Genomic DNA, 12,609 nt, shown 5'->3' with positions numbered 1-12,609 from the left:
CACCGATACAGCCGAAAAATTAAATTATTTTTCGGCTGTATCGCTTGCTTGGTAAATCCGACAATTTAATAACTTCTTGATTTTCTGTGTGCAAATTCAAATACATCAAATTCTTGCAGGAAGCTCTGCCGATTTAAATTTATTTACACACGCAAAGACCTTTGAATAAGGCTTGCAAAGCCCATTTTAATGGGTGTAAGGTTGGCTCCAACGGTATAAAAAAACAATTTAACACCGCATATAAGCAACGGCTTTTGCAAAAAAACGTCATTATTGTGGTCATTAAGCAACTGGCATTTTTTAATATTTGCCTGGGGTGTTTTCTTGTTTATGCCGTGATAATAACGACAGCGTAATAACTAAATGCGCGTCTATAAAAAATAATATCCTCACCATGAGCTTAGTTATGTCCAAATTTCCAATCGATCTTGGCGCTTATCAGCGCATTGCTTTAAATCCGAATAATTCAACCTTAACTGCCGAACAACGTGCCAGCCTCAAAGCCAATATTCAGCTTTGCCGGGATGCCATCGTATTTTTTACCGCCACCGGCGCGGCGCGCGGTGTAGGCGGCCATACCGGCGGACCTTACGATACCGTGCCGGAAGTGGTGATCATGGATGCCTTATTCCGCGGTTCACCGGACGGCTTCGTGCCGATATTTTTCGACGAAGCCGGCCATCGGGTGGCGACTCAGTATCTGATGTCGACGCTGAACGGCGACCTGCCGGCCGAGCGACTGGTGGAATACCGCGCCGCGCATTCGCATTTGCCGGGTCACCCTGAATTGGGTTTTACCCCCGGCGTGAAATTCAGTTCCGGCCGTTTGGGCCACATGTGGCCCTATGTCAACGGCGTGGCCATTGCCAACCCTGGCAAAATCCTATTCTGCCTGGGTTCTGATGGTTCGCAACAAGAAGGTAACGACGCGGAAGCAGCCCGTCTGGCCGTGGCGCAAGGCTTGAACGTCAAACTGATCATCGACGACAACAACGTCACCATCGCCGGCCATCCGTCCGAATATCTGAAAGGTTGCAGCACCGCCAAAACCCTGGCCGGTCAAGGCGTCACCGTGTTGGAAGGCGATGGCGAAGACCTGGATGATCTGTACAAACGTATCATCACCGCCATCAATACCCCTGGCCCGGTTGCAGTGATTAACCACCGTCCGATGTGCCCAGGCATTGTTGGTCTGGAAGGTTCGACTCACGGTCACGATGTAGTCTCCGTGAAAGTCGCGCTGGAATATCTGGAGTCGCACGGCCAACAAGCGGCCGCTGATGCTTTGCGCGAAGTAAAAGCGCCAAAAAATGACGCGGTATTTTTGGGTTCCAGCGACAAATGGGATGCCAACCGCAACGTCTTCGGCGATGCCTGCGTGGAAGTTTTGGGTCGTTTGACTGAAGCGGAACGGGTTGCCAAAGTACGGGTAGTGGACAGCGACTTGGAAGGCTCTTGTGGCCTGTTCAAAATCCATAAAGCCTTCCCGGAAGTATTTATCTCCTCCGGCATTATGGAGCGCGGCAACTTCTCCGCGGCAGCCGGTTTTGGTATGGAAGCAGGCAAGCAAGGGATTTTCGGTACCTTCAGCGCGTTCTTGGAAATGCTGATGTCTGAGATCACCATGGCCCGTTTGAACAAATCCAACGTGCTTAGCCATTTCTCGCACTCAGGCATTGACGACATGGCCGACAACACCTGCCATTTCGGTTTGAACAATATGTTCGCCGATAACGGTTTGAGCGACGGCTACGATACCAAGCTGTATTTCCCGGCTGATCCGCTGCAAATGAAAGCCTGCGTCGAAAAAGTCTTCTTCGATCCGGGTTTGCGTTTTATTTTCTCCACCCGTTCCAAAGTGCCGACTATTTTGGATAGCGACGGCAAAGAGTTCTTCGGTGGCGACTATAAATTCGTGCCTGGTAAAGACGAAGTCATTCGCGAAGGTACTGCCGGCTATATCGTCAGTTTCGGCGAAGCCTTGTATCGTGCGCTGGATGCGGTCGAACGCTTGAAACAACAAGGCGTCGATGTAGGCTTAATTAACAAACCTACGCTTAATGTCATCGACGAAGATATGCTGGCGAAGCTCGGCAAATCGCCCAAAATATTGGTGGTTGAATCATTCAACCGTAAAACCGGTTTGGGCAGTCGGATGGGCACTTGGTTACTGGAGCGTGGCTACACACCGAAATACTCTCATATTGCGACGCATAAAGAAGGTTGCGGCGGTTTGTGGGAGCAATTCCCGCATCAAGGTATTGACCCGGCCGGCATCATGGCCAGCTTCTTGAAGGGTTAATCCTCCCCACTCTTGGGGCACAAGGAAGTGCCCATATTTTTTGGCTGCGGTTCGTCGCAATATATGGTGTTGTTATCGGCAATCATCCAATTGGTCAAATTTGCAGGAAACCATAACTCTAAGCTTCAAAAAGGCACTACATGTCGGAATTAATTTATGTCTTAACGGTGCTGTTTTTTTCTTATGCCATTTATGTGGTTCTTGGAGACAGAATCTCGGCGCATCTTAAAAAGAGCTCGCAACCCAATTAATCTGTTCGCAGTACTGCTTAACTTTACGTAAGCAATTCAATATATCTTTCGGCTGTGTCTAGCAGTCTTGCACTGGGTGGAAAATGCAAAAACGAATCATCGGCAACGTTCGATCAGACACCGCGTGTTTAGCCGAAAACTGTCTAAGCCTGGCGGAACTTGCAGACGTTGAAGTGAGTTCCGAGGATTCCCGGCACCCTATCGAAGCCGCTTTATTGCCTGGTTTTAGCCAAGGTTGGCGAGCAGGAACCCCCGGCAAGCAAACCATTCGGCTGTTGTTTAACCAAGCCCAACCGATCAAAGCCATCCAACTGGATTTTCTCGAAGCCGACATCGCCAGAACGCAGGAATACACGGTCCGCATGTCGTCGGATAACGGCCGCTCGTTCTTGGAAATCGTCCGTCAGCAATGGAATTTTAATCCGGAAGGCGGGACCGCAGAATCGGAACGGCATATTATCGATCTACCTGCGGTAAGTATTATCGAATTAAATATCACTCCGGATATTAGCGATTCAAGCGTGTTTGCCTCGCTTGAAAAAATGCGTGTATTTTGAGTTTTTACTGATGCCTTTAAGACTTTAACAGCCTTGAAACACCAGGATACACCTATTAAACATATTCGGTCAGCAGCTTATTTTATCTGAAGATATGACAATGTCAGCGCCTACCCACAATATCCATCAACTTACTAAAAATACTATAGCTTTAATTCTTGCCGGAGGACGCGGTTCGCGCTTAATGAATATGACCGATTGGCGAGCGAAACCCGCCGTACCTTTTGGCGGAAAGTTCCGTATTATCGACTTTCCGTTATCCAATTGCGTAAACTCCGGTATTCGTAAAATCGGCGTAATGACGCAATACAAGGCCGATTCTTTGATTCGCCATATTCAAAAAGGCTGGGGCTTTATGCGCGGCGAATTTGGAGAATATGTCGACATAATGCCCGCTCAACAGCGCATCGACGAAAACTCCTGGTACAAAGGTACCGCCGATGCGGTATTACAGAATATCGATATTCTGAAAACCCGTAAACCGGAACATATTTTAATCCTAGCCGGCGATCATATTTATAAAATGGATTATGCGGCGATGTTAATCGACCACGTCGAAAAAAATGCCGATTTAACCATAGGCTGCCTGGAAGTATCGTTAAAAGACGCGTCTGCTTTTGGCGTGATGGATGTGGATGCCAATCGCCGAGTCAGAGCCTTTGTGGAAAAGCCGGCCAACCCGCCGGTCATGCCCGGTAGAACCGATACGGCCTTGGCATCGATGGGTATCTATATTTTTAATGCCGACTTTTTATGGCAACAATTAATAAAAGACTCTCAACTGGAAAACTCCACCAACGACTTCGGCAAGGATATCATTCCCGCCGTCATCGATGACCATATAGTGAATGCCTACCCCTTTTTGGATCTGCAAAGCGGCCAACAAAGTTATTGGCGCGATGTCGGGACTATAGACGCCTATTGGGCCTCCAATCTGGAATTAATCGGTGTCGAACCGGATTTGAATTTATACGACGCGAGCTGGCCTATCTGGACTTATCAGGAACAAACGCCGCCGGCTAAGTTTGTGTTTGACGATAACGGCAGGCGCGGTCAGGCGGTTGATTCAATGATAGCCGGCGGCTCCATTATTTCCGGCGCAACCGTCAAACATTCCATGGTGTTCTCGAATGTGGTTGTCAGAGAACACTCGTTAATCCAAGACAGCATCTTATTGCCGCAAGTACAAATCGGCAAAAATTGCCGTATCAGTAAAGCCATTGTCGAGAAAGGCTGCGAAGTTCCCGAAGGCACCGTGATTGGTGAAAATCCGGATGCAGACAAAAGTCGATTTTATGTCAGCGAAGGCGGTGTCGTGTTGGTAACTGCGGAGATGCTCGGACAAAAATTACATTACGTCAGGTAACCGGATGTAAGTGCGGCTCGCGGCATCAACCTTTTTCATAATTGAATATAAAACAAACGCATGACTGAGTCCGTCCCTCTCTACACTCTTAAATCCTTGCTTGCACACCCGGAGTTTTCGGAAGGACAGTATTGGTATCAACAAGCGTACGACGCCAATCAAGTGGTATTTTTAGAAGGCGATAAAGGCAGGAATACATACGTAATCTTAAACGGGCAAGTATCGGTCTGTACTCGCGTGGTCCTTTCCGAAAATCAACAGATGTTGTCCGGACTGTGCGAGCTATTCGACGGTGACGAGTTTGCCCATTCCTGTTTTTTTGATGACGAACCGCATAACGCCACGGTCAAAACGGTAAGCCCGTGTCTGTTGGCAGTCATCGATGCGATCAAGCTGAAGGCATTCCTGGACGCTAATCCCGAAATTGGTTACGGTTTATTGACACACTGGATCGGCATTATTTTGCCACGTATTAGGCAAGGCAATAAACGGCTTTCCAGTTTGTTTAGCTGGGGACTGAAAGCGCACGATATCGATAGTTTGTTTTAATCCGCGGCTTTTGGCTCCGGAGCATCGCTTGAAAATCCCCGGCTTTAACTTGATGGCCCGCACCGTTTGTTTCATTCCACGCGGTGCCGGCCACGTTAATCCACCGCCACTTCCACCCGGTTTCTGCCGTGTTTTTTGGCTTCATACATCGCTGCGTCAGCCCGTTTGATCAAGGAATCCGGGCTGTCGCTACCTTTTAACGTAGCAATCCCCAAACTCGCGGTCAGGTTCAGCACATCCATGCCGTAAGCCAAAGTATGAGATTCGATGTCGGCGCGGATCCTTTCGCCAATCACCATCGCGCCGTCGATATCGGTGTCGCTGAGCAAGATGACAAACTCTTCGCCACCATAGCGAAACACCGCATCGCTACCGCGTACGCTGTCTTTCAACCAACCTGCCAACGATGACAAGGCCAAATCGCCGCAACCATGACCGTAATCGTCGTTGATATGCTTGAAATGATCGATATCGACAAATATCAGCGACAAATGCTGCGAGTTGCGATGCGCGCGTTTAATCTCGCGCATTAAGCTGTCGTTGAACGCGGTGCGGTTGTTGGTTTTGGTCAATTGATCGGTAAACGCCATTTTCAGCGCTTGCTGAAACAGGGTGGCATTTCTCAAAGGGTAAATCAGACAGCACAGCAGGCTTTCCAACATTTTCAGCTCGTCTTTGCTGAAACGACTACTGCGGGTCAGTTTTAACTCGCCCAACTGTTGCTCTTCGACTTTCAAAGCGTAGTTGCAAAAGTGGCGGGCCATCACGCCGCGCTTGAATTCTAACCCAAACTCCTCGTTGATATATTCCACACCGTTATGCGGAATAGTATTTTGGATTTTATTGCAGAAAATACTGATCAGCTCGTTGAATTCCAATGTGGTCTGCAAGGCACTACTGATATCGTAATGATGCAAATTGACAGCGGTTGAAGCTTCAAAGGTTTTATTGCTGACAATGGCTAAATCGGCTGCTTTATCTTTCATGACGGTTCCCCGAGTCTTGAATCAAAGTTCAAGAACAAATAAGCCAGGAACGTGCCAAAACAATATTACAGTTACATAACAATTAGTTATATAAAATCAACGCACCATATTTGCAACAAGCGGCAATTTTCCGCCGCATCGCTGCCGCTCTATGCAAAAGCGGGTCGTTGCCGAAGCAACGACGGTCTAAAACAAACCCAACTGCACCTGTGCCACTTCGGACATCATTTCCCGCGACCAAGGCGGGTCCAGAACGACTTCGACATCAACCGAGCTAACGCCAGGCAAGGCGCGAATGCATTTCTCGACGTCGCTTTGAATTACCGGGCCCATGCCGCAACCCGGCGCCGTCAAGGTCATCTGCACATGCACATCGTTGCCGCCGCCGGCATTGGGGCTGGCGCTGCAGTGGTAAACCAAACCTAAATCGACGATGTTGACCGGAATTTCCGGGTCATAGACAGTTTTCATGACTTCCCAGCAGTTCTTTTCGACGGCTTTGCTGTCGGTTTCGGACACTAGGGTGTGCAGATGTTGGGGTTCCTTACCTAAGGCGTCGGCATCGATACCGGCGATACGCACCATATGACCATAGTCCGTGACTACGGTATAGTTGCTGCCTAAGGCCTGATGTATCGTGACTTCCTGACCCTTGTTCAAGGTGCCGTGATTGCCGTCCGGAATCGTCACAATGTTGACGTCGCGGGTTAAAAATACAACTTCTCTGTCTGCCATAAGATTCTTAAGGTTTAAAAGTTTGGGCGTCAATAATTTGACCGGTCTTACCGATACTGGCGTCGCTGAATAAATAAACATAAAGCGGCTCAAGGCTGCTCATGCTTGGAATGGCGGTTTTATCTTCCGCGGGATAGGCTCGCTTACGCAGCGGTGAATCCACCGGCCCCGGCACCAAAGTATTAACACGAATTTTTTGCGCTGCTTCCAGTTCGGCGGCCAGAATGCCGGCAAAGCCTTCCAGCGCGATTTTTGCTACGCCGTAAGCACCGGAATAAGCCTGGACTTTGCGCGCAGACGAATCGGAAATAAACACGATGGAAGCATGCTCGCTGCGTTGCAGCAAGGGCAGCAACACCCGACATAACAGGAAAGGCGCGCTGAGGTTGACGTTTAACGCGTGGCCCCAATCCTTGGTTTTGTAATTGGCGATGGGGCTATAGGCGCTAAATTCCACCGCAGCATGCAATAGGCCATGCAAAACACCGTAGCGTTGCTCGATAGCATCGGCCATCTCTTCGTATTGCGCTTCGCTGGCGCCGGCCAGATCGAAGGGATACATCACCGGCTCCGGGCCACCGCTCGCCACGATTGCATCGTAAACTTTTTCCAGCTTGGGAATGCTTTTATCCAACAGAATGATTTGCGCGCCTTGCTTGGCTAACGCCAGGGCCGCAGTCCCTCCCAAACCGCCGCCGGCGCCGGTGATGAGTAAAACTTTATCGCTTAATGACATAAATTCGCGTGTATCCATTGCATCAATTGCGGCGGTTGTTCTATCAACGCATCGGCACCCCAGGTGTGAGGTTGATCGTCGCTTTTCAGGTAACCGTAAAGCGCCGCCAGGGTTTTCATATTGGCTCGTTTGCCGGCGGTAATGTCATGAATGGCATCGCCGATATACACACAGTTCTCCGGCGATACGCCGGCTTGACGGCAGGCCGCCAGCATCGGTTCGGGATGCGGCTTGCTGTTGGCTGTGGTATCGCCGCTGACAATGCAGGCAGCCCGGCTGCTGAGTTGCATCGCTTCCATTAACGGAACGGTAAAGCGGGACTTTTTGTTGGTGACCACCCCCCACTTCAAACCCAGCTGCTCTATAGCCGCCAAACTATCGGCAATACCTTGAAAAAATTGGCTGTGTTCGGCAATATTGTTTTGATAGGTGTCCAGCATGAACGCCAACATCTGTTGCGCCAGATTGTCGTCCACGCTCACGCAATGCTTGATCATCGGCAAGGCCCCGTGGGAAATGAACGGCCGCACCGTTTCCGTAGGCGCTTCCGGAAAGCCGTGCGCCGCCAAAGTCTTATTCAAGCAAGCGATCAAATCCGGCGCGGTATCGACTAGCGTACCGTCGAGATCGAACAACACGCAATCCAGTTTAAATCCGCTCATGCGCCGTTACTCGGGACGCTGAAACGCGGCAATATAATTGACGCCGATATCCTTACCCAGACTAAAGCGCTTGCTGAAAGGACTATACTCGATGCCCACTATCCCTTGCAGCTCAAGTCCTACGTTTCTAGCCATCTGTCCCAGTTCGGAAGGTTTGATAAAGGTTTTATAGTCATGCGTGCCTTTCGGTACCATTTTCAGCACATGCTCGGCCGCGACAATAGCCAACAACCAGGCTTTCGGCACCCGGTTCAACGTCGAGAAAAACACCATGCCGCCGGGCTTAACCAGCGTCGCGCAAGCGGCGATGATGGATGCGGGATCGGGTACATGCTCCAGCATTTCCATGCAGGTAACGTGATCGAAGCCGCAGGCTGTTCTTCGGCGAGCCGTTCGGCGCTGATTTTCCGGTAACTGGCATTCACGCCGGTTTCCAGGCCATGCAAATCGGCAATATCCAACAAGTCTTCGCTTAAATCCACACCCAATGCTTCAGCACCGGCTTTCGCCAGTCCTTCGGTCAGAATGCCGCCGCCACAGCCAACATCCGCCACCCGTTTACCTTGCAAATCGGCGTACTGCTGAATAAATTGCAGCCGTAAGGGGTTGACGTCGTGCAAGGTTTTAAACTCGCCGTTCGGATCCCACCAGCGCTCGGCCTGCGAACCGAACTTATGAATTTCGTGGGGATGTACGTTTTCTGTCGCTGTCATAATGCCAACCTGTTCATAGGGCTATAGTTTACTGTATTACTAGGTTATTAGTCATGCGCCAACTTGCAACATAGTCGCCACAGTAACTGCGACCGGCGCTAAGACTTTAACTCCGAGGAAATTACCAATCAATCGCCCGGACGCTCCTGCAAGCGCTCCTGCCAAAGCTTGATTTTTTGCTTGAGGGCCGGCAAATCGAAGGACGTCAGCTTGCGCTTTTTCAACAACTGCTTGCCCGCTACCCAGACATCGGTGACCTGATGCCGGCTGGCGGCATAAACGATCTGCGCCAGCGGATTAAACATGGGTTGGGTCTCCAGTTCGCTCAAATCGATCGCCACCACATCGGCGGCTTTACCGATGGTCATCGAACCGATTTCGCCGTCCAAACCCAAGGCCTTGGCACCATTGATGGTAGCCATCTGCAGTGCCGTCATCGCCGACACCGCGCTGGCGTCGCCGGCTACACCCTTGCCCAGCAAAGCGGCCGTGCGCATTTCCGACAGCATATCCAGATCGTTATTACTGGCGGCGCCATCGGTGCCCAAGGCCACGTTGATACCGGCAGCCAGACATTGCGCCACCGGACAAAAACCGCTGGCCAGTTTCAAATTGGATTCCGGACAATGCACGATGTGGCCGCCGGTTTCCGCATAAATACGAATGTCTTCGGCGGACAATTGCGTCATGTGCACCGCGATAAAAGAAGGCGTCAGCAAACCTAAATCATGTAGGCGCCGCAGAGGCGTTTGGCCGTTTTTACCTTTTTGCTCATCCACTTCATGCGCGGTTTCGTGCAAATGCATATGCACGGTCAGATTCATCTCGTCTGCATAAGTTATGACATTGCGTAAAGGTCCGTCCGATACCGTATAAGGCGCATGCGGCGCAAACGAGGTGCTGATCAGCGTTTCGTGACGCAATTGCTCGTGCAGCGCCAAGCCCTTAGTCAAATATGCGTCGGCGTTTTCCGCCCATACCGTTGGAAAATCAAACACAATCAAACCGACATTGGCGCGCATGCCGTGCTGCATGGCCTGCTGCGCGGTAATTTCCGGGAAAAAATACATATCGTTGAAACAAGTCGTACCGCAGCGCAACATTTCGGCTATTGCCAGATCCGTACCATCGCGCACAAAGGCTTCGCTGACCCATTTTTGCTCGGCGGGCCAGATATGGTTTTGCAGCCAATCCATCAACTGCAAATCGTCGGCGATACCTCTCAGCAAAGACATGGCCGCATGGGTATGGCAATTTATCAGGCCGGGAATCAGCGCATGCTGATCCAGAATCTCGACGCTACGCGCCTGATATTTCAGAATCGCCTGTTCGGTCGGCAATAAATCGACGATTTTCCCTTCATCGACAACCAGACTGGAATTCTCATGAATGACGGATTCCGGCTCAACCGGGATAATCCAACGGGCTTGAATCAGAAGATCGACCTGCATCTGCGCTCCTGGCATGCAAATTGGCGATTATACCGCGTAGCCGATAAGCCCGTGCGCGGAGTAAAGCCTCTCGGCGAGTTTACCGGCATGCGCTTGCCATTCCCGGATAGCCGGGAACACTCGGCAATATTCGACAACGCCGACAACAATCGTTAAAACATCTTAAAATAGAGGCCAAGCGAAAAAACACGCTGTCAGCCAGGCAAGTGCCGGCTGACAAGCTCTCGAAAAAAACACCCGTTAATTAATTGATTTCATCTAAACCACCATGAGCACCATCCAAAAACTTTCCGTACAAGCCTTGCAATGGAGCGGCCATAGCTTAAAGGTACTGGATCAGCGCCGGCTACCGGAAACCATAGCCTACGACGAATACCGGGATGCCGCTGGCGTAACCGATGCCATTGCCTCCATGCGCGTGCGGGGGGCACCGGCCATCGGCATCGCCGCCGCCTACGGTGTGGTGTTGTCGGCGATGCGGCACTATCCGCAGCAGGGTTGGCAAACGGCTGTAGAGCACGATATTCGGCAACTGGCCGCCTCGCGGCCGACGGCGGTCAATCTGTTCTGGGCGCTGGATAAAATGCGCGGTTTACTGGCTAATGAACCGGCCGAACCCGTCGCCGCCCTGACACAACTGGCCGAACAAATACACGCCGACGACATTGCCGCCAATCACGCCATGGGCGAGCGCGGCGCGGATGTGATCGGCAACGCCAAAGCGGTGTTGACGCATTGCAACGCCGGCGCGCTGGCGACCGGCGGTTACGGCACCGCGCTGGGCGTGATCCGCAGCCTGCACCAGCGCGGCGAATTGCAAAATGTGTATGCCGACGAAACCCGGCCCTGGCTGCAAGGCGCGCGCCTAACCGTGTGGGAACTGGCGCAGGACGGCATTCCCGCCACGCTGATCGCCGACTCGGCGGCAGCCTGGCTGATGAAATCCGGCAAGGTAGACTGGATTATCGTCGGCGCCGACCGCATCGCCGCCAACGGCGACGTGGCCAATAAGATCGGCACCTATTCGCTGGCGGTATTAGCCAAACAACATGGGGTCAAAGTCATGGTCGCGGCGCCCTCTTCCACTTTCGACTTCAGCATGGAGAACGGCGACAGCATCGAAATCGAGGAACGCAACCCCAAAGAGCTGCTGACGGATTGTTACTTAAACGACGGCTCGTTGGTGAACGCCTGGAACCCGGTGTTCGACGTCACTCCGGCCGCATTGATAAATGCCATCGTCACCGAACGCGGCGTGGTTATCGATCCCGGTCTACACGGGGTAAGGAGCTTGGCACCATGTTAAATCTAACGCGCGGCAACAACCCCTTATTTGCGCTGGGCTGTTTGTGGCAAGGGGTAAAAATGTTGACTCACCCCGAGTTGCGCAAATACTTGTTAATCCCCTTGTTCATCAATATGGTGCTGTATACCGGCGCCTTCGTGCTGGGCTACCATTCGGTGTCGGCCTTGATTCATTCCTTTATCCCGGACTGGTTGTCCTGGCTGAATTGGATTTTGTGGCCGCTGTTTTTTATCAGCTTTTTGGTGATCGGTTTCTTTACTTTTACCCTGTTCGCCAATCTGATCGCCGCCCCCTATTACAGTCAATTGGCGGCCAAAACTCTGCAAATTATCAGCGGCGGGCAGATCGCCAAAGCCGATCTGCCTTGGGATAAAGTATTTTTTGGGGAGCTGCGGCGGGTAGGCTATCTATTACTGCGCGTATTGCCGCTATTGCTGCTGTTTTTGATACCGGCCGTTAACCTGATCGCGCCCTTACTATGGGCCGTATTTGCCGCCTGGGGCATCGCGATGGAATTTTTGGCCTATCCGCTGGAAGAGCGCGGCCTGCCGTTTCCCGAACAAAAACAATTCATGAAGCAAACCCGTTGGGGGGTATTAAGTTTCGGCGGTCTGACCGGTTTAGGACTGACACTACCCCTCGTCAATTTGTTGATCGGCCAAGCTGCGGTAATCGGCGCGACGATATACGTGCACAGCCTGTCGGAAAACACTTCCAACAATCCCAAATCTTGAGGAAAACCCCATGAAATATCAACCCTGTATCGACCAATGCACTTGCGAAGGCAGCCATTGCGAAGGCTGCGGCAGATCGCATCAGGAAATCACCGACACCAAAAAACTGGTGAAATCCGTGGTGGATTTTATCCGGGACCATGAATACGAAAACCCCGAAGAGTTTGTCGAGCGGATCGGGAAAAGTATTCTGAAAAAATTACAAAAACCTGCCTAATCTCCGCGCTGTTCCTGCCGGCAATGCCTTGGCGTTGCCGGCTA

13 protein-coding genes and 1 pseudogene are annotated in these 12,609 nt (G+C 51.3%); 7 read left to right on the top strand and 7 right to left on the bottom strand.

Annotated elements, in window-relative coordinates; translation table 11 throughout:
* Nucleotides 1-406 precede the first annotated feature (406 nt).
* From ACH50O_RS04295 to ACH50O_RS04280, 4 genes are all read left to right on the top strand, one after another.
* Nucleotides 407-2,302 (top strand): transketolase C-terminal domain-containing protein, encoded by a 1,896-nt coding sequence (locus ACH50O_RS04295; protein WP_446810804.1) that lies wholly within the window; start codon nt 407-409, stop codon nt 2,300-2,302.
* Between the two features lie 334 nt (nt 2,303-2,636).
* A complete protein-coding gene (locus tag ACH50O_RS04290) occupies nt 2,637-3,110 on the top strand; it encodes a carbohydrate-binding protein (RefSeq protein WP_446810803.1) in 474 nt (157 codons plus the stop codon).
* A gap of 100 nt (nt 3,111-3,210) precedes the next feature.
* Entirely contained in the window at nt 3,211-4,476 is a 1,266-nt protein-coding gene (gene glgC, locus ACH50O_RS04285; protein WP_446810802.1) for a glucose-1-phosphate adenylyltransferase, read from the top strand.
* Nucleotides 4,477-4,536: 60 nt separating this feature from the next.
* The gene (locus tag ACH50O_RS04280; RefSeq protein WP_446810801.1) at nt 4,537-5,025 is read left to right on the top strand and encodes a cyclic nucleotide-binding domain-containing protein; all 489 of its coding nucleotides are present in this window, start codon (nt 4,537-4,539) and stop codon (nt 5,023-5,025) included.
* A 95-nt stretch (nt 5,026-5,120) separates the two neighbouring features.
* Here the strand turns inward: ACH50O_RS04280 and ACH50O_RS04275 are convergent, their stop codons facing one another.
* From ACH50O_RS04275 to ACH50O_RS04245, 7 genes and pseudogenes are all read right to left on the bottom strand, one after another.
* Entirely contained in the window at nt 5,121-6,011 is an 891-nt protein-coding gene (locus ACH50O_RS04275; RefSeq protein ID WP_446810800.1) for a GGDEF domain-containing protein, read from the bottom strand.
* 186 nt (nt 6,012-6,197) lie between these two features.
* The gene (gene sufT, locus ACH50O_RS04270; RefSeq protein ID WP_446810799.1) at nt 6,198-6,746 is read right to left on the bottom strand and encodes a putative Fe-S cluster assembly protein SufT; all 549 of its coding nucleotides are present in this window, start codon (nt 6,744-6,746) and stop codon (nt 6,198-6,200) included.
* Nucleotides 6,747-6,753: 7 nt separating this feature from the next.
* Nucleotides 6,754-7,482, bottom strand: a complete 729-nt coding sequence (locus tag ACH50O_RS04265) for an SDR family NAD(P)-dependent oxidoreductase (RefSeq protein ID WP_446810798.1) — start codon at nt 7,480-7,482, stop codon at nt 6,754-6,756.
* Complete coding sequence (locus ACH50O_RS04260; RefSeq protein WP_446810797.1) at nt 7,473-8,144, bottom strand: HAD family hydrolase; 672 nt, start codon at nt 8,142-8,144, stop codon at nt 7,473-7,475. Before ACH50O_RS04260 ends, ACH50O_RS04265 begins: the two co-directional genes overlap by 10 nt.
* A 6-nt stretch (nt 8,145-8,150) precedes the next feature.
* Entirely contained in the window at nt 8,151-8,633 is a 483-nt protein-coding gene (gene ubiG / locus ACH50O_RS04255) for a bifunctional 2-polyprenyl-6-hydroxyphenol methylase/3-demethylubiquinol 3-O-methyltransferase UbiG (RefSeq protein WP_446812110.1), read from the bottom strand.
* Nucleotides 8,579-8,857: pseudogene (locus tag ACH50O_RS04250) on the bottom strand (methyltransferase domain-containing protein); the annotation flags it as partial. The gene ubiG and the pseudogene ACH50O_RS04250, both read right to left, overlap by 55 nt.
* 128 nt (nt 8,858-8,985) lie before the next feature.
* The gene (locus ACH50O_RS04245) at nt 8,986-10,308 is read right to left on the bottom strand and encodes a TRZ/ATZ family hydrolase (RefSeq protein WP_446810796.1); all 1,323 of its coding nucleotides are present in this window, start codon (nt 10,306-10,308) and stop codon (nt 8,986-8,988) included.
* Between the two features lie 268 nt (nt 10,309-10,576).
* Between ACH50O_RS04245 and mtnA the strand changes: the two genes are divergently transcribed.
* Genes mtnA through ACH50O_RS04230 form a run of 3 tightly spaced genes read left to right on the top strand, consistent with a single transcriptional unit; the run spans nt 10,577 to nt 12,565 of the window.
* Nucleotides 10,577-11,614, top strand: a complete 1,038-nt coding sequence (mtnA, locus tag ACH50O_RS04240) for an S-methyl-5-thioribose-1-phosphate isomerase (protein ID WP_446810795.1) — start codon at nt 10,577-10,579, stop codon at nt 11,612-11,614.
* Complete coding sequence (cysZ, locus tag ACH50O_RS04235; protein ID WP_446810794.1) at nt 11,608-12,348, top strand: sulfate transporter CysZ; 741 nt, start codon at nt 11,608-11,610, stop codon at nt 12,346-12,348. Before mtnA ends, cysZ begins: the two co-directional genes overlap by 7 nt.
* A gap of 10 nt (nt 12,349-12,358) precedes the next feature.
* Nucleotides 12,359-12,565, top strand: a complete 207-nt coding sequence (locus tag ACH50O_RS04230; protein ID WP_446810793.1) for a DUF1289 domain-containing protein — start codon at nt 12,359-12,361, stop codon at nt 12,563-12,565.
* Nucleotides 12,566-12,609 lie beyond the last annotated feature (44 nt).

The organism is Methylomonas sp. 2BW1-5-20, assembly GCF_052474515.1.
Note: the sequence above shows the minus strand (reverse complement) of the source record. Positions and strands in the feature narration are given on the sequence as shown.

Bases quoted from the DNA above. Each gene is read 5' to 3' on its own strand.
- ACH50O_RS04295 (WP_446810804.1), top strand. From the start codon at position 407: ATGTCCAAATTTCCAATCGATCTTGGCGCTTATCAGCGCATTGCTTTA.
- ACH50O_RS04290 (WP_446810803.1), top strand. From the start codon at position 2,637: ATGCAAAAACGAATCATCGGCAACGTTCGATCAGACACCGCGTGTTTA.
- glgC (WP_446810802.1), top strand. From the start codon at position 3,211: ATGTCAGCGCCTACCCACAATATCCATCAACTTACTAAAAATACTATA.
- ACH50O_RS04280 (WP_446810801.1), top strand. From the start codon at position 4,537: ATGACTGAGTCCGTCCCTCTCTACACTCTTAAATCCTTGCTTGCACAC.
- ACH50O_RS04275 (WP_446810800.1), bottom strand. From the start codon at position 6,011: ATGAAAGATAAAGCAGCCGATTTAGCCATTGTCAGCAATAAAACCTTT.
- sufT (WP_446810799.1), bottom strand. From the start codon at position 6,746: ATGGCAGACAGAGAAGTTGTATTTTTAACCCGCGACGTCAACATTGTG.
- ACH50O_RS04265 (WP_446810798.1), bottom strand. From the start codon at position 7,482: ATGTCATTAAGCGATAAAGTTTTACTCATCACCGGCGCCGGCGGCGGT.
- ACH50O_RS04260 (WP_446810797.1), bottom strand. From the start codon at position 8,144: ATGAGCGGATTTAAACTGGATTGCGTGTTGTTCGATCTCGACGGTACG.
- ACH50O_RS04245 (WP_446810796.1), bottom strand. From the start codon at position 10,308: ATGCAGGTCGATCTTCTGATTCAAGCCCGTTGGATTATCCCGGTTGAG.
- mtnA (WP_446810795.1), top strand. From the start codon at position 10,577: ATGAGCACCATCCAAAAACTTTCCGTACAAGCCTTGCAATGGAGCGGC.
- cysZ (WP_446810794.1), top strand. From the start codon at position 11,608: ATGTTAAATCTAACGCGCGGCAACAACCCCTTATTTGCGCTGGGCTGT.
- ACH50O_RS04230 (WP_446810793.1), top strand. From the start codon at position 12,359: ATGAAATATCAACCCTGTATCGACCAATGCACTTGCGAAGGCAGCCAT.